Origin of the sequence: Neorhizobium puerariae (assembly GCF_042429745.1) — a bacterium.
Taxonomy (GTDB): domain Bacteria; phylum Pseudomonadota; class Alphaproteobacteria; order Rhizobiales; family Rhizobiaceae; genus Neorhizobium; species Neorhizobium puerariae.
In genome coordinates this window covers 1-16,587 of record NZ_JBHMAA010000002.1, presented here as the reverse complement: position 1 = coordinate 16,587, position 16,587 = coordinate 1, and the positions used below count along the sequence as shown (strand labels likewise).

General features: G+C 62.4%; 21 protein-coding genes and 1 pseudogene. 12 read left to right on the top strand and 10 right to left on the bottom strand.

All coding sequences use genetic code 11. From position 1 onward, the window contains the following. Window position 1 precedes the first annotated feature (1 nt). The 3 genes from ACFFP0_RS00785 (at window position 2) to ACFFP0_RS00775 (ending at window position 2,866) form a co-directional block, all read left to right on the top strand. Window positions 2-1,570 (top strand): ABC transporter permease, encoded by a 1,569-nt coding sequence (locus ACFFP0_RS00785; RefSeq protein ID WP_377254640.1) that lies wholly within the window; start codon window positions 2-4, stop codon window positions 1,568-1,570. Then, complete coding sequence (locus ACFFP0_RS00780; RefSeq protein ID WP_377254637.1) at window positions 1,567-2,604, top strand: ABC transporter ATP-binding protein; 1,038 nt, start codon at window positions 1,567-1,569, stop codon at window positions 2,602-2,604. The genes ACFFP0_RS00785 and ACFFP0_RS00780 overlap by 4 nt, the downstream gene beginning before the upstream one ends. An 88-nt stretch (window positions 2,605-2,692) precedes the next feature. Beyond that, the gene (locus tag ACFFP0_RS00775; protein WP_377254634.1) at window positions 2,693-2,866 is read left to right on the top strand and encodes a DUF1328 domain-containing protein; all 174 of its coding nucleotides are present in this window, start codon (window positions 2,693-2,695) and stop codon (window positions 2,864-2,866) included. Window positions 2,867-3,337: 471 nt separating this feature from the next. Here the strand turns inward: ACFFP0_RS00775 and ACFFP0_RS00770 are convergent, their stop codons facing one another. Next, window positions 3,338-4,261, bottom strand: coding sequence for a lytic transglycosylase domain-containing protein (locus ACFFP0_RS00770; RefSeq protein WP_377254632.1), 924 nt, complete (start codon window positions 4,259-4,261; stop codon window positions 3,338-3,340). Between the two features lie 177 nt (window positions 4,262-4,438). Here ACFFP0_RS00770 and ACFFP0_RS00765 point away from each other — a divergent pair, with 177 nt between their 5' ends. From ACFFP0_RS00765 to ACFFP0_RS00725, 9 genes are all read left to right on the top strand, one after another. Continuing rightward, window positions 4,439-4,867: a hypothetical protein gene (locus ACFFP0_RS00765; protein ID WP_377254629.1), complete on the top strand. Its 429-nt coding sequence runs from the start codon at window positions 4,439-4,441 to the stop codon at window positions 4,865-4,867. After that, a complete protein-coding gene (locus tag ACFFP0_RS00760) occupies window positions 4,867-5,892 on the top strand; it encodes a hypothetical protein (protein WP_377254626.1) in 1,026 nt (341 codons plus the stop codon). The genes ACFFP0_RS00765 and ACFFP0_RS00760 overlap by 1 nt, the downstream gene beginning before the upstream one ends. Window positions 5,893-6,468: 576 nt before the next feature. Continuing rightward, a complete protein-coding gene (locus tag ACFFP0_RS00755) occupies window positions 6,469-7,086 on the top strand; it encodes a hypothetical protein (protein ID WP_377254623.1) in 618 nt (205 codons plus the stop codon). Between the two features lie 35 nt (window positions 7,087-7,121). Then, window positions 7,122-7,646: a hypothetical protein gene (locus ACFFP0_RS00750; protein ID WP_377254620.1), complete on the top strand. Its 525-nt coding sequence runs from the start codon at window positions 7,122-7,124 to the stop codon at window positions 7,644-7,646. Further along, the gene (locus ACFFP0_RS00745; RefSeq protein WP_377254617.1) at window positions 7,639-8,316 is read left to right on the top strand and encodes an ATP-dependent Clp protease proteolytic subunit; all 678 of its coding nucleotides are present in this window, start codon (window positions 7,639-7,641) and stop codon (window positions 8,314-8,316) included. Before ACFFP0_RS00750 ends, ACFFP0_RS00745 begins: the two co-directional genes overlap by 8 nt. Window positions 8,317-8,599: 283 nt before the next feature. Next, window positions 8,600-8,893, top strand: coding sequence for a hypothetical protein (locus tag ACFFP0_RS00740; protein ID WP_377254614.1), 294 nt, complete (start codon window positions 8,600-8,602; stop codon window positions 8,891-8,893). Then, entirely contained in the window at window positions 8,880-11,780 is a 2,901-nt protein-coding gene (locus ACFFP0_RS00735) for a phage tail length tape measure family protein (RefSeq protein WP_377254611.1), read from the top strand. Before ACFFP0_RS00740 ends, ACFFP0_RS00735 begins: the two co-directional genes overlap by 14 nt. A gap of 5 nt (window positions 11,781-11,785) precedes the next feature. Continuing rightward, the gene (locus tag ACFFP0_RS00730) at window positions 11,786-12,046 is read left to right on the top strand and encodes a hypothetical protein (RefSeq protein ID WP_377254608.1); all 261 of its coding nucleotides are present in this window, start codon (window positions 11,786-11,788) and stop codon (window positions 12,044-12,046) included. Continuing rightward, a complete protein-coding gene (locus ACFFP0_RS00725) occupies window positions 12,043-12,645 on the top strand; it encodes a hypothetical protein (RefSeq protein ID WP_377254605.1) in 603 nt (200 codons plus the stop codon). The genes ACFFP0_RS00730 and ACFFP0_RS00725 overlap by 4 nt, the downstream gene beginning before the upstream one ends. A 406-nt stretch (window positions 12,646-13,051) precedes the next feature. On the opposite strand, the gene ACFFP0_RS00720 is transcribed toward ACFFP0_RS00725, so the two are convergent. The 9 genes and pseudogenes from ACFFP0_RS00720 to ACFFP0_RS00680 all read right to left on the bottom strand — a co-directional run. After that, window positions 13,052-13,729: a Fic family protein gene (locus ACFFP0_RS00720; RefSeq protein ID WP_377254602.1), complete on the bottom strand. Its 678-nt coding sequence runs from the start codon at window positions 13,727-13,729 to the stop codon at window positions 13,052-13,054. Between the two features lie 5 nt (window positions 13,730-13,734). Then, window positions 13,735-13,929 carry a hypothetical protein gene (locus ACFFP0_RS00715; RefSeq protein ID WP_377254599.1) on the bottom strand — a complete coding sequence of 65 codons (195 nt, stop codon included), beginning with the start codon at window positions 13,927-13,929 and terminating at the stop codon, window positions 13,735-13,737. 217 nt (window positions 13,930-14,146) lie between these two features. Then, window positions 14,147-14,566, bottom strand: a complete 420-nt coding sequence (locus ACFFP0_RS00710) for a hypothetical protein (RefSeq protein ID WP_377254596.1) — start codon at window positions 14,564-14,566, stop codon at window positions 14,147-14,149. Window positions 14,567-14,595: 29 nt separating this feature from the next. Then, on the bottom strand, window positions 14,596-14,889 hold the full coding sequence (locus ACFFP0_RS00705) for a hypothetical protein (RefSeq protein ID WP_377254592.1): 294 nt from the start codon (window positions 14,887-14,889) through the stop codon (window positions 14,596-14,598). A gap of 15 nt (window positions 14,890-14,904) precedes the next feature. Beyond that, complete coding sequence (locus tag ACFFP0_RS00700) at window positions 14,905-15,195, bottom strand: BrnA antitoxin family protein (RefSeq protein WP_377254589.1); 291 nt, start codon at window positions 15,193-15,195, stop codon at window positions 14,905-14,907. Next, window positions 15,192-15,437 carry a BrnT family toxin gene (locus tag ACFFP0_RS00695; protein WP_377254586.1) on the bottom strand — a complete coding sequence of 82 codons (246 nt, stop codon included), beginning with the start codon at window positions 15,435-15,437 and terminating at the stop codon, window positions 15,192-15,194. Before ACFFP0_RS00695 ends, ACFFP0_RS00700 begins: the two co-directional genes overlap by 4 nt. A 194-nt stretch (window positions 15,438-15,631) precedes the next feature. After that, the gene (locus ACFFP0_RS00690; RefSeq protein WP_377254583.1) at window positions 15,632-15,931 is read right to left on the bottom strand and encodes a helix-turn-helix domain-containing protein; all 300 of its coding nucleotides are present in this window, start codon (window positions 15,929-15,931) and stop codon (window positions 15,632-15,634) included. Between the two features lie 192 nt (window positions 15,932-16,123). Next, entirely contained in the window at window positions 16,124-16,441 is a 318-nt protein-coding gene (locus tag ACFFP0_RS00685) for a hypothetical protein (protein ID WP_377254580.1), read from the bottom strand. Window positions 16,442-16,481: 40 nt separating this feature from the next. Further along, window positions 16,482-16,587: pseudogene (locus tag ACFFP0_RS00680) on the bottom strand (IS5/IS1182 family transposase); the annotation flags it as partial.

The following is a 16,587-nucleotide window of genomic DNA, read 5'->3' as shown; positions in this document are numbered from 1 at the left end:
CATGAGTTCCATCGCAGACACCAGGGTTTCCGTCGCACCGCGGCGCCGCATGCCGGCAGCTTCGTCCTGGACGCTGACTGTCGCGGTCGCCGTGGCCCTGGTGGCGCTGCTGCCGCTCGGTTTCGTTCTGTGGGCGACCGTGGTGACCGGCTGGGAGGCCGCGTCCCAGCTCATCTTCCGCTCCCGGGTCGGCGACCTGATGGTCAACACCATCTTCCTGATCTTCTTCACCATTCCGATCTGCGGCGTGCTCGCCGTCTCGCTCGCCTGGCTGACGGAGCGCAGCGACCTGCCCGGCGCGCGGCTGTGGTCCTGGCTCGCGGTGGCGCCGCTCGCCGTGCCGGCCTTCGTGCACTCCTATGCCTGGATCGGCATGTGGCCGGGGCTGCACGGTCTTTTCGCCGGCGTGGCGATCTCGGTCGTCGCCTATTTCCCCTTCCTCTACCTGCCGCTTGCGGCCGCCTTCCGCCTGCTCGATCCGGCGCTGGAGGATCAGGCGGCCTCGCTGGGGCTGACGCCCTTCGCCGTTTTCCGCCGCGTCGTGCTGCCGCAGCTTCGCCTCGCGCTTTGCGGCGGCGCGCTGCTGATCGGCCTGCATCTGCTGGCCGAATACGGCCTTTATGCGATGATCCGCTTCGACACGTTCACCACGGCGATCATCGACCAGTTCCAGTCGACCTACAACGGCGTGGCGGCGCATATGCTCGCACTGGTGCTGGTGATCTGCTGTTTCGTGCTGCTCGGCCTCGAGGCGGGGCTTCGCGGCAGCCGCCGTTATGCGCGGCTCGGCCCCGGCGTGGCGCGACGGCCGAAGATCACCAGGCTCGGCCGCTGGAGATATCCCTGCCTGCTGCTGCCGCTCGCCGTCGCGGCGTTTTCGCTCGGTATCCCGGTGCTGACCATCGGCCGCTGGCTGATCGCCGGGGGAGCGGAGATATGGCGCGCGGACGAAGTCGGGCTTGCGCTTTTGCAGACGCTCGCCATCTGCCTCATCGGCGGTCTTGCGACCACCGCCGCCGCCGTGCCGATCGCGTGGCTTTCGGTGCGCCGTCCGACCCGCGCGACACGCTTCCTCGAAGGCTGCTATTACCTCGCGAGCTCCATGCCGGGCGTCGTCGTGGCGCTGGCGCTCGTCACCATCACCGTGCGCGTCATGCTGCCGCTCTACCAGACGGTCGCGACCATCGTGCTGGCCTATATGGTGATGTTCCTGCCGCGCGCGCTCGTCAGCCTGCGCGCCAGCATCGCGCAGGTGCCGGTGGAACTCGAACAGGCGGCCGCAAGCCTCGGCCGGTCTCCCGGCAATGCGTTGTGGTCGACGACGGTCAGGCTTGCCGCGCCGGGTGCCGCCGCGGGCGTGGCGCTCGCGTCCCTTGGCATCATGAACGAACTCACCGCCACGCAGATGCTGGCGCCGAACGGCACGCGGACGCTTGCCATGGCCTTCTGGGCGCTGACGGGCGAAATCGACTATGCGGGCGCTGCGCCCTATGCCCTGCTGATGGTGCTCTTCTCCATGCCGCTTATCTGGCTTCTCCATTACCAATCCAAAAAGATCGCCGGGCGATGACACTTCTGGAACTGACCTCGCTACGCAAACAATACGGCCCGGTCGCCGCGCTCGACGGCGTCGATCTCTCGGTTCCGGCCGGCAGCCGCACGGCGATCGTCGGGCCGTCGGGCTGCGGCAAGACCACGCTCCTGCGCCTCGTCGCCGGGTTCGACGCGCCGGACGGGGGGCGCATCGTGTTCGGCGGACAGGTGCTGGCGGACGGCGCGACACAGGTGCCGGCGCACAAGCGCGGCATCGGCATCGTGGCGCAGGACGGCTGCCTGTTTCCGCATCTGACGATTGCGCAGAATATCGGCTTCGGCCTGGACGCCGAGGCTTCCGTCAAGGCCGGCCGGATCGACGAGCTGATGGACATGGCGGGGCTCGACCGCGCCATGCTCGCCCGCCGGCCGGACCAGCTTTCCGGAGGCCAGCAGCAGCGCGTGGCGCTTGCCCGGGCGCTTGCCCGCAAGCCCCGGCTGATGCTGCTCGACGAGCCCTTCTCGGCGCTCGACACCGGGCTTCGCGCCGCGACCCGCAAGGCGGTGACGGACGTGCTGACGGCCGCCGGCATCACCACGCTGCTCGTCACCCACGACCAGGGCGAGGCGCTTGCCTTCGCAGACCAGGTGGCGGTGATGCGGGCGGGGAAGTTCGCGCAGATCGGCAGCCCGCGCGAGGTCTATTCGCGGCCGGTGGATTCCACGACCGCGGCCTTCCTCGGCGAGGCGATCGTGCTGCCCGCCACGGTGGCCGAGGGACGGGCGGACAGCCCTCTCGGCGCGCTCCCCGTCGACGATACGGCCTATCGGGGCCGGGCCGAGATCATGCTGAGGCCCGAGCAGATTTCCGTCACCCGGCAGGAAGGGAGCGGGGGGACGCCGGGCACGATCGCGGAAATCAACTTCTGCGGCCCGACCTCGGACGTGCGGATCACGCTCGGGGGCGAACAGGCCTTTTCCTTCCGGCTCGACATCCCCAGCCGCGAGCCGCTTCTCCCCGGCGACCGGGTGACCATCGGGGTCGCCGGAACAGCGCACGTCTTCCGCTGAGCCATATCCGGCCGGACGACATGCCTCGCGCATGGAACCCGGGAACGCTCCTTCACGTTATCGGCCTGTCAACGTGAAGGAAAAAACCATGCTGAAATGGGCACTTATCTTTCTGGTCATCTCGCTGATCTCCGGCTTCCTGGGTTTCTCCGGCATCTCGGCCGCGACCGCGGGCATCGCGAAAATCCTCTTCTTCCTGTTCCTCGTCGTCTTCCTGGTCTTCCTCGTGCTGGCGCTCATGGCCGGCGGCGCGGTGATGTGACCCGCGGCATAGGCATACCGCCATCCCGGCAGATGACAGTCGCGTCGCAGCGACGCGCAGGCTTTTGCCGTTCCTGAAAAGAAAAAAGCCCTGCCAGAGTTCGGGCAGGGCAAGTTGGGGAAAAAATCCGCGCCGCGGGGGCGCGGGCAGGTCGCATTTGGCATATTTAATGTCGCTTCACGAGGTCGGTTTGGGAGGATTCGGTACGCTTTCGAAAAGAAATTGACGGTGCCGACCTTCGGAAGCGGCCCGATGCCAGCTCTTCGTTTTCGAGCGGGGCCGATGGAAGCGCTCATGGGCTGCCCCATCTCCCGGGAGAAAGCTTCCCGAAAGACTGCTTGCAATAGTTTCAAGGCGCATGTCCAGCGTGGATGCGAAACGCGAGCCCGCGCCCCTGGTGACCTGCGGGAAGCGATCTTCGACCTGCCGGGCCTGTCGCCGGAAGCCCTGAAAGGTTCGTCCGGGTGTCCTTCAGTTCCTGAACACCGTGCATGGCACGCCGGCAGTCCTGATCCGCTCGCAAAGCTGGGTGGCTTCGGCCCGCGAGGTTCTTCCGATCCTTGCGGCATATCTTGCCCGGTAGCCGAAATTGCCTCCCTTCTGGCGGACGATCAGGGCGCGCTCGTCGGCGAGCGGCTGGGGAAGCCTGCCGATCGCGTTGACAAACAGCCGGCTTGCCACCGTCGGATTGTAGTGCGCCGAAAGCTGGACGCCCCACGGCGCCCAGTCGGCGGAGCCCATCAGGACCGGCTCCTGCAGGCGTCGGGTATCGGCGAGCTGCACGCAGCCTTCCATGAAGGTCTTGTCCGTATCGAGGGGAGGAGCCGCCGTTTCGGGCGGCTTGTCTCGCCAGACCTCGACGGTATGTCCCGTGATGGCGAACACGTAGTCCCGCGTCTCGATCGGCAGCCGGCCCGCCCTCAGGAAGGTTTCGAGGCCCGCTTCGCCCGCATTGTAGGCTGCGGCGGCAAGGCCCAGATTGCCGAAACGGTTCCGCAGGTCGCTGAGGTAGAGGGAGGATGCCGCAAGCGCCTCAACGACGTCGAAGCTGTTTGCGAGCCCGCGCAGCCGGGCGGTGCCCGGCATGAACTGAGCAATGCCTTCCGCGCCCTTGGGGCTGACGGCTTCCGGCCGGAACAGGCTTTCCCGCCAGATGAGACGCGCGAAGAAATGGGGCGGCAGCGCATTGGAAAGAGCGGCATGTTCCATCACCCGGCACAGGTCGCGGTTATAGCTTTCCCGCCGGATGCAGAGCGTCTCGGTGTCCTCGCCGGCGTGCCTGTAGAGACAGCCGTCGGAGGCTTCGTCCTCGCCCGCGGCGGGGACCTTCGAAGCCGGGATAGCCACGGCGAGAAAAGCCAGGCCGGCAATGGAAAGGCGACGGGCCGCCGTCACCGGGCGCTCTCCCGAAGCCGAAGCCGGGAGCGATGGTCCGGCCCGGCGCACCGGCCCGAGGAGGGGCGTTGCGTTCCGCAGGGCGCGATGGGCAGCCCCACGCGATCACGGCGCCCCTTGCGCATCCAGAGGGGTGCAGGGCGCTCTGAGGGCGCGAGTGGGAGCAGGACGTCTCTCATGCGGGCGATGATAACCTCATCGCGGCCCTTTGGGGAGGGTGGACATCGCGGGTTCGAGGCGCCTGCGGGCCGCAAAGCAAAAGGCCTTTCGATTTCTCGAAAGGCCTTTGATATCAGAAACTTGGATGGTGGGCGTGACAAGGATCGAACTTGTGACCCCTACGATGTCAACACGGTAGCCGCACCGGAAACCCGGGCTTCTTTGACATCCGAAGGGGTGGAAGTCAACGCACATTCAGCTTCTAACGGCCCTTTTCTTGGGCATAGCTTGGGCAAGGTTGAGCAGGCCGGCCGCTGGCTTTTCCTGAACCGTGAGGCCGTATCCGGTCCGCTCATTCCGTACCTGCGTTGTCGCTTCGATCTGACAAACCTCGAAGCCATCGAAGCCTCCAAGCTGGCGCATGCGTTCGAATACGGTGGGCGATGATGGCTGAAGGAGCGGAGCGCGTCGGACGCGTTCGCAAGGGCCGCAGGGAGGGTGGCTTCACCGTTGTCCGAAATGAACTGATCAACCATCGAACCCTCGCCGTCGAGGCACGGGCGCTGATGATCTATCTCCTGAGCCGGCCCGACGATTGGGAACTGCAGATCGCAGACGTTCGTCGGTTTCTCGGCCGAGGCGACAAGCCTTGCGGTCGGGACAAGGCTTACAGCGTCGTCAAGGAGCTGAAGCAGGCGGGCTATCTCGTCATGTGCGAAGACGTGAACGGGCAGCACTTCGCCGGCGTAACCTATTACGTTTTCGACGAGCCCGTGAGCGACCCGGAGGAAGTCCAGCGGCGGCACAAAGCTGGCGAAGATGCAACCATCACAGAGCCGAAATCCTCGCTTCCTGAAAATCCGGAAGCGGGCGTTTCCCCGCTTCCGGATTTTCCGTATCCGGAAAACCAGCACGAGACAAATAAAAGATATATACAAAACACTGATCCCCCCTTACCCCCCAAACCGCGCCAGAGGAGGCGGACCAGGGCTCGGGAAGGGGAGTGCGTAGCTCCTGCTGCGGATCATCTCGCTAAGGTTGCAGAGCCTTGGAGCCCGGAGTGGGTTGAACATCGCATCCGGCTCTTGCGCCGTGGCCGGAAACAGCGTCCAGCCAAGCCATCGCGTTTCGTTGCGCAGCTTATCGCCAAAGGCGGCGAGGCTGGCGAGCGGGAGAGGCTGGCGCACCAGGCGCGGACATGCTGGCCAACTGTGCTGGCAATGGACGAGGCGACGCATGAGGCGCGAGGCTGGCGCGTGCCGTCCGATCTGTTCGATCTCGATCTCGTCACAAGTTATCGGTCGGTGCGCATCGACAGCGATGAATTTGTGGAATGGCAGGAGGCGCACAGGCTTCGAGGTTGGCCGCCATTCCCGGTGCCAAGCCGAGCGCCCTGTGTCTTGCTCCCAACCGATGGCGTTTCGGCGTTGGACGTGCCGAACGAAGAGCCGGCGCGGGCGGTGAACCGATGACGGGAGGTGGTCGAGAATGCCGATGGTCCACCGTGCTTGGTCGCATGACACCCAACATCGAGGAAGCCGCGTCCATCGCCGAGCTGAAAGAGCCTGGCGCTGGCCTCCGCGTCGTCGTCGATCGGCTGCGTCTCGGTGGCCATAGTGGCGAGGGGTAGGGGGGGTGAAATCCTTCGGGACCTTTGGGGCCGTAACCGCATGGGTCTCATCAGCATACTTTTTCTGGCCGCTGGAGTTTTTTGCAGCCACAGCCCGCTCCGAAGCGAGACTTTTGCCGAGGCGCTATGGGTGACGAAAATTAGAATAGTCAATTCAATTGGTTAAGTGGATCGATGGGCGAAGATGAACCAAAAATCGGCAAGACTTCGGGAGTATTTTGCAGTTCGGCAGAAGCACTGTTCGTCTCCGAGCCTGAGCTGCCGGGAATGCCGCCCGCGACAAGAACCTGCCTTCGCTGCGGTCACCCTGTCCCCGCGCTCAAGTGCGTTGGCCGCCCGCTCCGGTTCTGTTCCGCGCAGTGCCGGAGGCAGCAAGCGGTCGAGCAGCGCCTCGAATGGGGGCGTGAGAACCGTCGCGATGAGAACCGTCGCGCGGCAGTTCCATGCTGGGGCTGCGGAAAGGCCTTCAGTGCGCCACCATCCAGGCACGGCCGCCTGCCGCGCTTTTGCTCCGCCGCCTGCCGATCCGCAGTGGCCAAAGTTCGCCGGCTCCGACCGAAGCGTTCCCGTTGAGGCCAGATCCATGCGACGGCAAACACCTTTCCAGGTAATCGGTGACGGCCCCGGTCAGGATCCTCTCGACGGGATCGCCGACGATGCACGCCGAGGCGATGCAGCGGCGATCGAGCTGTTCATCCAGCTTGCGCGGGAGAACACCACAGCCAGGGCATGCCTGTTGATCCGCAACCATGCCATCGGGCGCATCGATGCCTGGTTGATCAGCATTCTCGCCAGACCCGTGCCGCACGTCAGGGCGCGTATCGTCGCCGATGCCGGGCAAGTTCTGGCCACCCGCCGCACCCTTCCCGACGGCCCAGCGTTTGCGGTTCTGGACCATGGCGAACGGCACCATCTGGAGAAGATGATTCGACCGTTCATCGGCTGGGTAAAATGGCCCAAAAACGGCAAGTCATTGAAATTATTGAAAATCGTTTTGCAGTTTTACCCTCTTGAAACTGCAAACGTTCCTCGATGATCCTTATTCCACCGAACAATGGAGGACATGGAGACATGCTTCAGATGCTACGAAAAAGCTCTCCCGAAGATTTCAGTGAGCGCGTTGCCCGCGAGAAACCTGAAGGCATGGTCGCTGCAGAGCACCAGCTCCGCGCTGCCCGCCAGGCGCGTTCCGATCACGCGGAGCAACTCCGCAAGGCCTGCGTCGAATATAATGATCTCAACTACTCACCCGATTATCATAACGTCAGTAACATCAATCGTTTGCTGGACGAGATCGCAAGCCTGGAGAAGAAATCCCCGGATTTCGAGGCATCTGTCGCCGCCGCGCGTCAGGCGCTCGAAGTTGAGCGTGAAGCCTTCGCGCCGGCCTTCTTTCGGATGGCGGACGAGGCTGCCGGCGAACAGCTCAAGCACGTAGTCGGTGCGATAGCGGCGATCGAAGCCGTTGCCTTGTCGCTGGCAACGATCGAGCGAGAATCGTTTGCGGTCAATAGGCCAACCAAATATGGCCCGTATACCGCGAACAACATCCTGCACGCTCTCCGCGCATTGGCGAAGGCTCTCGACAATGCCTGAGCGATCGCTGCGGGAGATCGGGCAGACCTTTGGCTGGGCGTTGCCTGCTGGCGCTACCTCGTTGCGCCTGACGCTGGTCGGACCGATCGGCCGGCGGACGAATGACGGCCGGGGAATTCTGCCCTGGGAAGTCGGTGCCCGGATCGCCGCCAATTCCCATGTCCCTGCCATTGAGGTCGAGCTCGACAGTGGGGGCGGCGCGGTAGTAGCGGCAAAGGAAATACACGACATGCTTACCGGAGCCGGTAAGCCTGTGACCGTCCGGGTCATCGGTCAGTGCTGTTCCGCAGCGATCCTGGTTCTTCTCGCCGGGCAATATCGCGAAGCCGTCGCATCCGCGCGGTTCCTGATCCATGGCGCCGCCACGGCGATGCCGCCCGAGCGTTGGACGGCTGAAATCCATCGGCGCGAGGCCGAAGCGCTTGAAGAGATAAATCGAGGTGCCATTGATTGCCTCGTCGCGCGCTGTGGCGGTCCCCGTTGGACGTATGAACGCCTGATGGAGTGCGAGGATGAGATTTCCGCCTATGATGCGCTGACGCGCTTTTTCTTGATCGACAGGATAATCCGATGGTTACGGGATTGGGCGAAAGCCGAAACGACATCACCGAAATTCCTCTGGATGAACCGAGCAAGCCAGAGGCCATACTTCCCGCGTCGACGATCATAGATGCCGGAGGCGGTACGTCGCCGGATGGCCATCGGCTCTGGAGTTACGCGGGCGCTGAGATCCACCGTATCCCCGGCATAAATGGTCTGGCCGTCCTGCGACTTCAGGTGATCGAAGGCGCTTTCGACCTGGTAATGACCGACGCCGACGCCGCCGCTCTTGGGAGTTGGCTTCTGAGGCCCGCCGATGGTCGATGATCGAATTTCCGCACGAGCTGCGCTAGCCTGTGGCGCAAGGACCAGGCGCAGGTGGTATTCCGGATCGAGAGCGAGTTAAAGGGCGTATGACCAACATCACCAAGCACCCGACGACATTGCAGGCGGAAACGGACGCCATGAAAGACCTCCTGTGTTCCGCGCATCGGGCGGTCTGCAAAGGTGAGGACCTGCTTCGAGCCATCGAGCGGAGTCTCCTGCAGGCAAAGCAGTTTCACGCGGCGGGTCGAAAGCGCCAGTCGCGTGAAGTCCTCGACGAAACCCTCACCATCATCCGTGAGCATCTTCTGACAGGCGGATACAGCGAAGTTCACGCGGCGATGGCCGCACTCGGTACGGAGACCGGCAATGGCAGGGCGTGAGCAGAGGGTCGTCGAGCTGGTGATTGATGCCCGGCCGGCCGTGGCCGGCGCGAACCAGGCGGGTGACGCCGTCGATAGATATGGCGCGCGCCTCGAAGCCGCCCAGGCGAAGTTCAAGGCGACGGTTGAGCGGCAGCAGATGATTTTCAGTACGGAGATGCCGCTCTCGATTGAGCGGACCCAATATGCGTTCAACAAGCTGCGAGCGTCAGTCGACCCTGCTTTCGCGGTCGGGCTCAAGGCGCAGCAGGAAATGGCGCGTGCCATGAGGCAGCTCGATCAGGCCGTCCTGACCGGTGTGGCGACCCAGCAGCAGGCCGATAACGTCCTTACCCAACTTAGGGAGAAGCACATCCGCGATATTGATCGCGTGCGCGATGCGCAGTTGCGCGCCGATCAGGCCACGATGCGATCGCGCCAAGCCCAAGCCCACGTCAATGACAACTTGCGGATCGATCGCGGCCCGAACCGGGCGGACGCCGCCAATATCGGCTACCAGTTTCAGGACGTCGCCGTGACGGCGGCCATGGGCATGAACCCGCTGATGATCGGACTGCAGCAGGGCATGCAGCTTGCTCCTGTGATCTCATCCATGGAGCGGCCCGTGGCGGGCCTCGCGGCCGCCTTCATGTCGCTGGTGAACCCGGTCGCGCTGGTGACGGTCGGGTTGACGGCCGGCGCAGCGGCGCTGATCCAGTATTTCAGCACCTCGCGCAGCGGCACGGCAGAGATGGAAAGCGACTTCGCCAAGCAGTCCCAGCTGATCGAGACGGTCGCGGCGAAATGGGGTGCCGCCTACCCGGCGCTCAAGAGCTACGCCGATGAACTGCAGCGTGCGCGGCAGGAAAGCGAGTTGGTGGCCGCCAGCGACGCTGTGAGCACGATGCGTATGAAAGACCAGCTTTCGACACTGGACGCGCTGGCGGCAAGCGAACGCGAGCTTTCCCGCATCCGCCGCGACATCACGTCGGATGCAGGCGTCCAGGCATCGCAGCAATACCTTCAATCCATGGTCGATCTTCGATCCGCTCTGGAGCAGGGCCGAGATCCGGCAAACGCCCTGATGGGCGTCATGTCGTCGATCGCCGTCATCCAGCGCGAAAGCGCGACGTCGCAGATGGACAGCTACGCGACCTCGATCAAGAACCTCGCCGACCAGATCTGGCGCGCGCGCGATGCCAGCGCCGCACAGCGCGCGGAGATCGAGCGGGGGCTTTATGGCGGGACATCCGTGCAGGATGTGCTGGAGCGAAACTACTTCTGGGATAACGGCAGAGCCTACAAGACCAGCGATTTCATGCCGGCCAATCCGCCGATACCGATGGCGCGGCCGGAACAGGAGGTCGGGCCGCCCACAATCATGAATTCCGACGGCCGAATGGTGCTCGTGCCGTCGCCGCGCGACAAACCGAACTATTTCGAGCGGGACGACCCGCTGGCAAGCTACCGGAGTTCCTATCGGTCCAGCTACCACGATCCAGCCGTTGCCCGCGAGGAGTTGCAGCGCCAGGCGCTTGGAGCCGAGTTCAAGGGTTTCCTCACGAATTTCAGCCAGACGCTTCAGAGCAATGGTGGGGATATCGGGGATGCCTTCGGCAAGGCCGTTCTCAACTCAGCAACGCGCGCCATGGACCAGTCGCTCGATCACTTGTTCAACCAGATCGCAACTTCGCTGGTCAATGCCTTCATGGGACCCCCGAGCGCCGGCCTGCTAAACAAGCAGATCGGCTTCACCGGAGCGAACACAACATTGGGCGAGATCCTCGGCGCAGGTGGCGGCCTTTCCGCCAACGACAATGTTGCAGGAGTGTTCCCCGGGCCAGCCAACGCATCGTCCGCCCCGGCGACCGACGTTGCCTCCTATATCGCCCAGGCCGCCTCTCAGCGTGGCATCGATCCCAATGTCGCCTTGTCGGTCGCCCGGTCCGAGGGCGGCCTGTCGAGCTGGAACATGCAGTCCGGCATTTTCAAGAGCGGGGTGCAGGAGCCTTCCTACGGGCCGTTCCAGCTTTATATGGGCGGCGGTCTCGGCAATGAGTTCCAGCGGCGGACCGGCCTCGACCCGCGGCTTGCTGCGAACGGTCCGGCCGGTGTGGATTTCGCTCTCGATCATGCCGCGAAAAACGGCTGGGGAGCGTGGTATGGCGCCCGCAATACCGGTATCGGCAACTGGCAGGGCATCGGCGCGAATGCCGGGTCGAACGGCGCCATCGACACTGTGAACAAGTTTGCGGATTCTGCTGGCGCGGCCACGAAAAGCCTCGACACCTTCGGCGGCGAGGTCGGCAAGATTGGGCAGTCGCTTTCGACGAGCTTTTTCCCGCCAGCTCTCGCCGCTCCGGCGCAGGGCGGCGGCGGCCTGTTCGGCTGGCTCGGTGGACTTTTTGGCGGGACGACGCTGAATTCCGCGCTCTCGGCTTCGCCGCAGTTCGCGCGCGCCTGGTCATTGGGCGGGATCGGCCTCTACGACCGTGGCGGCTTTACCGGCCATGGCGGCGTCAACGATCCGGCCGGCGTCGTGCATCGTGGTGAGGTGGTCTGGAGCCAGGCGGATGTCGCCCGCGCCGGCGGCGTTCCCGTCGTCGAGGCGATGCGGCTCGGGTACCGCGGGTATGCGAGCGGCGGAGCGGGCGGTGATCGGGGCTACGTCGCGCCTGCGCGGCCGGTGCCGACAAGAGAGGCTGCCCCGGCATCCTTCCGCTTCGAGCACACGCATTCGTTCGACAAGAACGGAAACCTGAAGACGGTGACACGGACGGTGGTTCAGGAAGAGGCCCCCGATATCGCCCGCCAGGTGGGTGCGGAACAGCGCCGCGACGATCGCATCGCGCAGGCGCGCGGTGACTTCGGCAGGGTCCAGCAGCAGTTCATGAAGCGCAAGGGGTGATTGCCATGAGCCTTCGCAAGGACTTCGAAAATTTGCCCAGCATGGAGATTATTCTCCGTGGGAGGGAATTCGATTTTCACTCGACATGCAGCGTGCCAGCGATGACGCCGCCCCGATATGATCCGATCTTCACGCCAATTTTTGCGGCTGCTCTGGGCCCTGGCGGATTGGGGCTCAGTGCAGGCATAGCAACCGCCGCCGCGCCAGTTCTCAGCGCAGTCGCGGTGACGCCTGTTATTCCGGGTGTGTATTGGGAAAGAGCATGACTGCTCTCAATATCTTCGTTCTCGACCATGCGGCGCTGATCGTCACTGATAGTCGCACCGTGCCGGCGGGCAACGCCCCCCCTTTCGATCATGCAAAGTGTTTCACGATCCCGCACCTGCGGCTCGCTGTCGCTACGAGGGGGAAAGCCTCGCTTCTTCCTTCGCTGGTTCGGATCATCAGCCGTTTCGCTGGTGACTTCGAAGCTGCCCGCGCTCTGATGCAGGATGATATCAGGGCGTTTTCCGCTGTACCGTATGACGATGTGAGCGAACGCGATGCATGGGCCGATGATTGGGACATCATCGTTGCCGGCTGGATGTCAGCGGAAAACCGGCCTGCCGCATTCATGATCTGCAATCATGAAAAGCATGGTTTGTCGGCGTGGACCATCCACGACATCGAATACATGCTCTCTACCCCCTATATCCCGTATGCCGTCAAGGCAGCCTCCTTTGATCCGGTAGGACAGGCGGTTGCGCTTGTCCAGGCGCAGCACGATTGCCACCCGAGGGAGATTGGCGGCTACGTCACCGGTACGTTCATCGACGGGGAAGGGATCTCACAAATTGTGATGGGTAAGGTTGTCGAGCATCTGTAGAGGCGCGCACGCGCCGATGCTCGTCGGTAGGACAGGGTCAACTGGGAGCGCGGCGGCTTCGGCTCGATGCAGCAGTTCGTGAAGCGCAAGGGGTGATTACTTTGAGCCTTCGTAAGGACTTCGAAAATTTGCCCGGCATGGAGATTATTCCCCGCGGAAGAGAGCTCGATTTTCATTCGACATGCAGCGTGCTAGCGATGACGCCCCCGACGGGACCCGATCTTCACGCCAATTTTTACGGCTGCTCTGGGCGCTGGCGGATTGGGGCTCAGCGCAGGCATCGGAAAAGGACCATCCAAGCCGTGGTGCGTATCGCCGTGGAGATACTGCATCTGAAGTTAATGTCGCGGCAGAGCGAAGGATTAACAAACGTACTTCAGCAGTGATTTTGCGACCTGCCCGAAAATTATGCGCCGTCGCCGAGGTAATGTTTTCCGGTCGCAGCTTCCATTACAACAGCCAGCTGAACGGCCAGCATACGCTCAATCAGCGCTTCCATTTCGCTGAGGTCAATCTGGCCCTGCGTTGCGGCCTTATCTGCCGCTTCCAGCGCATTGAAGTATGGATTTCGATTGTCTACGATCTGGTCGGGGATTGTGTTTCGACCCGGCAACAGCATGCCGAGCTTCACTGAAAGCACCAGATAGGAAACCATCCGAGACGTGCGTCCATTGCCGTCGCTGAAAGGATGTATCCAGTTCAGTCGCCACATGATGTAGGATGCAAGATGGACAGCGTTCTTCTCTGCCCAATTGTCATTGACGTAATCGCATAGATCCTCAATGAGCTCCGGGACCCGGAAAGCTTCGACCGGCACATGTTCACTGCCCTGGATGGCAACGCCGGCCGGCCGAAAATTTCCCGCATAGGGGCTAATCCCATCAAGGGCAGCACGATGTAAGCTCAAGATCGTTGACGGCCGCAGCTTCCAGCCAGCGCCCCTATCGATCGCGTCCATGATCATGTGGCACGCCAAATCGAACTGAAGAAGACCGTTCTTAGCCTCGGCTTCCGCCCGTGCTTGTTCGTCTACGATCAAGTGAGCTTCACCGGCAACGCTATGGCGACGATCTTCTTCCGTCATGGGATTCAGCGAGCCTTTTTGCCTAGATCGCCGGTAAAAGGCATTTCGTCGGCGATCTTGTCTACCATTTCGCGCGTGATCTTGCTGTTCTCGAAATGGGTGTTCCCGTAGGCGAAGCTGCGGCGCTGAACTTCGATATCACTCTTTGTCTGCGGCGCGGTGCGTGCAACCTCGATGAGTTTTTTGAGCGGTTCATTCATGCCGGTAGTCCTTTCATCTGCAGCCCCATAAAGACCAGCTTAGCGATTCCTAGCAATCGCAATTCTCAGATGGCGGCATTGCATGAAGCTGGTGGGGCTTGTTTGCCACATGTAGGCGGCGATTTGGTGACGGCAACCGCCGTACCTTGAAGTTGATCCTTGTTCGGCTGTGTTGCATAGCTGGTTGCCGAAGCAACGCAGCGTGATGCGACACTGTCTACTCCCAACCTCGTTGCCGCATCCTTGACCGGGGGCTCATCTTCCATCCCGGCCTGTTGCGGTGACGAAGGCGGGAGACCGCATGGCCGCCAACGCGGCCATCGGAACCTCGATCCTTGGGATCGGGGTGCGGTCGGCGGTAGCCAATTCCCGCCGATTTGATTGTCCGATGGACGTCGATCCACGAGCCGAGTTCGGCGGGCAGGAGGAGATCCTTCCGCAGGTTCTCCCACCCTTCCTCCAGCTCCGGAAGGACATCCTTGGTTCCGGCGAGACGCGCCAGGCCGCGTCTCGCGATCTCCGCGGCGGAGGCGCACGCGTCCGGTGCCTCGAACGCCACGTTGCCGATGGTCGTCGAGTAGCCGCTCCAGACCTCGATGATGTCGATGCCCGCAAGGCGCGCCTTGCGCGCCAGCATGGCGACGAAGACCGTCCGCGCCCAGTAGTTCAGCAGGCGGTTCTGCGAGCGGCCGCGGCTGCTGCTCCGCAGCTTGCCCAGTCCCTTCTCGACGGCGATCGTGCCGACACCCCACTTCCGGCAGAGACGACTGCGCGGTCGCAGACCGCCGCCAGCGTCTCGCGCACGAGCTCCGCGGATGCGGCCGCAGGCATGTCGAGCTTCACCAGCTCGTGCTCCAGAAGCTTTGTCACCGAGAGCTTCGCCGGATCGGTGGCGTTCTCGACGACCGACGAGCCGATCCAGTTGGGATTGAGGTCGATGCCGAGGCATCGACCCTTCACCGCCGCTGATCATCCTTAAAGCCCCGCCGCCTTGCGCAGATCGTCGTTCAGGCGCCCCTGCCAGCCTTTGCCGGTGGCCTTGTAGTGATCGATCACCTCCGGGTCGAGCCGGATGGAAATCTGCCGTCGCGGTGTTTCGACCGGCGGCCGGCCGCGCTGGCGCTGCAGCGCCTGGGCGAATGTCATGGGGCGCTTCGCAGCCTCGTCGCTCAGGTCCTCGTCGTCGGGGTCGGCGGCGATCTGGCGCTGGATTTCCGCCTCTTCCTCGTCGGTGATCGGTTTAATGTGTTTCGGCAACTTGCTCATATCGACTTCCTTTCCTTGCGGGAGGCCCGGCGCATCGAAATAACCGAAATCGCTTCCGTACCGAGCAGTTTGAAAATCACCGTGATCAGATCGTCACCGAAAAGGCCTACGGCTTTCAGCCGGCCCAGCTTCGCGTCGAAGATCGTTGCTTCTTCAAAAAACTCGACAGTCAGGTCGGCCATGTCGAGCTTCCGCTCCTTGAGCGTCGTTTCGCGCTTGGGCGGATCGAAGATGATTTTCATGCGATTATATGTATCACTTTAAATTGGGGAGGCAAGGGGATGAGCAAAGGCCACGCTATTTCTGGCCATCGCAGGATAGCATTTTCAATGGTGCCGCCTTGGAAAGACCATCCGGGCACGAACACTACTGGCCAGTGGCTTTGGTCCGATCGAGAGCTTCCGATCGTGAAAAAGCTTTATGTGGCACGTCGCAGTTATTTTCGCCTTCGGCTCGAACGTTCTTCGGCCCGTTTTTTGGCATGCGCAAGAAGGTTTTCATAAGCCCGACTTTCGCTGATCGGGCGCGCGGCAGCCTTCTTTTGAGCGAGTAGGGAAGGCGACGCGCGTAGCAGTCCCCAGATGGCACGGATATCTTCCTCGGAGAAGAGAATGTCGCGGCCGTGGACGCTGCACAACCCATTTGTCTTTGCTATTTTTGCCATCTTCCTTTTCGATAGGCGGAGGTGGGTCGCGGCTTCTTCCAGGGAGTAAATGTTGCCAAGCGGGCCGGGCATTGCGTGCACCTATTACTGATTCTCCAACGAAGCGGTATTTTCGTGATAAAAATTAGAGAAGAAACAAGCCCAACCCCAAAGCCGTTCTGAAGGTGATAGAAGTCCTGGGCGGCAAAGTTTCGGTCACTTGGGGCGACTAGTTATCTAAGTTCCAAGGAAAAAATCCCAGATGTCCGCTGCGGGGCGCGCGCCTCATCGATCCGGCCGGGCGATGCCTTCCACGAAGTGCTTGCCCTGCGCCACCCGTTCGCCGTCGCCGGTTAGGTGAATGGTGAGGTATTCTCCTATCTGTTCCGAGCGCACGAGGCCAAGGCTTTCGAGCGAATTGACGAGCATGGCAATCTGGTCGCCGTTCGCGTACATGCCATAGCGTTCCAGCAGCTCCGCGAGGATATGGCCGTTATTGCTGTCATCGGCTAGGCCGCGCAGGATCTCAAGCTTCTGGTACTCAGTCTTGATTTTCCTCATCAAGTCTTTTTCGTTGGAGATCATCGTCTGCTCACGGTTCATTCGGAGGGAAGATTTTTCTTAGAGTCCGTCCGAGAATTCATTATGTTCGAGCAATCCTTCGAACGAGCGTCATGATGGATGCGGCGTAGAGGAAGGCTTCGGCTGATTTGATGGTTGCTTCGGGGTCTCTCCAGAGCCGCCGGTTT

Bases quoted from the DNA above. Each gene is read 5' to 3' on its own strand.
- ACFFP0_RS00785 (WP_377254640.1), top strand. From the start codon at position 2: ATGAGTTCCATCGCAGACACCAGGGTTTCCGTCGCACCGCGGCGCCGC.
- ACFFP0_RS00780 (WP_377254637.1), top strand. From the start codon at position 1,567: ATGACACTTCTGGAACTGACCTCGCTACGCAAACAATACGGCCCGGTC.
- ACFFP0_RS00775 (WP_377254634.1), top strand. From the start codon at position 2,693: ATGCTGAAATGGGCACTTATCTTTCTGGTCATCTCGCTGATCTCCGGC.
- ACFFP0_RS00765 (WP_377254629.1), top strand. From the start codon at position 4,439: ATGCGGGCGATGATAACCTCATCGCGGCCCTTTGGGGAGGGTGGACAT.
- ACFFP0_RS00760 (WP_377254626.1), top strand. From the start codon at position 4,867: ATGGCTGAAGGAGCGGAGCGCGTCGGACGCGTTCGCAAGGGCCGCAGG.
- ACFFP0_RS00755 (WP_377254623.1), top strand. From the start codon at position 6,469: ATGAGAACCGTCGCGCGGCAGTTCCATGCTGGGGCTGCGGAAAGGCCT.
- ACFFP0_RS00750 (WP_377254620.1), top strand. From the start codon at position 7,122: ATGCTTCAGATGCTACGAAAAAGCTCTCCCGAAGATTTCAGTGAGCGC.
- ACFFP0_RS00745 (WP_377254617.1), top strand. From the start codon at position 7,639: ATGCCTGAGCGATCGCTGCGGGAGATCGGGCAGACCTTTGGCTGGGCG.
- ACFFP0_RS00740 (WP_377254614.1), top strand. From the start codon at position 8,600: ATGACCAACATCACCAAGCACCCGACGACATTGCAGGCGGAAACGGAC.
- ACFFP0_RS00735 (WP_377254611.1), top strand. From the start codon at position 8,880: ATGGCAGGGCGTGAGCAGAGGGTCGTCGAGCTGGTGATTGATGCCCGG.
- ACFFP0_RS00730 (WP_377254608.1), top strand. From the start codon at position 11,786: ATGAGCCTTCGCAAGGACTTCGAAAATTTGCCCAGCATGGAGATTATT.
- ACFFP0_RS00725 (WP_377254605.1), top strand. From the start codon at position 12,043: ATGACTGCTCTCAATATCTTCGTTCTCGACCATGCGGCGCTGATCGTC.
- ACFFP0_RS00720 (WP_377254602.1), bottom strand. From the start codon at position 13,729: ATGACGGAAGAAGATCGTCGCCATAGCGTTGCCGGTGAAGCTCACTTG.
- ACFFP0_RS00715 (WP_377254599.1), bottom strand. From the start codon at position 13,929: ATGAATGAACCGCTCAAAAAACTCATCGAGGTTGCACGCACCGCGCCG.
- ACFFP0_RS00710 (WP_377254596.1), bottom strand. From the start codon at position 14,566: ATGCTGGCGCGCAAGGCGCGCCTTGCGGGCATCGACATCATCGAGGTC.
- ACFFP0_RS00700 (WP_377254589.1), bottom strand. From the start codon at position 15,195: ATGAGCAAGTTGCCGAAACACATTAAACCGATCACCGACGAGGAAGAG.
- ACFFP0_RS00695 (WP_377254586.1), bottom strand. From the start codon at position 15,437: ATGAAAATCATCTTCGATCCGCCCAAGCGCGAAACGACGCTCAAGGAG.
- ACFFP0_RS00690 (WP_377254583.1), bottom strand. From the start codon at position 15,931: ATGCCCGGCCCGCTTGGCAACATTTACTCCCTGGAAGAAGCCGCGACC.
- ACFFP0_RS00685 (WP_377254580.1), bottom strand. From the start codon at position 16,441: ATGAACCGTGAGCAGACGATGATCTCCAACGAAAAAGACTTGATGAGG.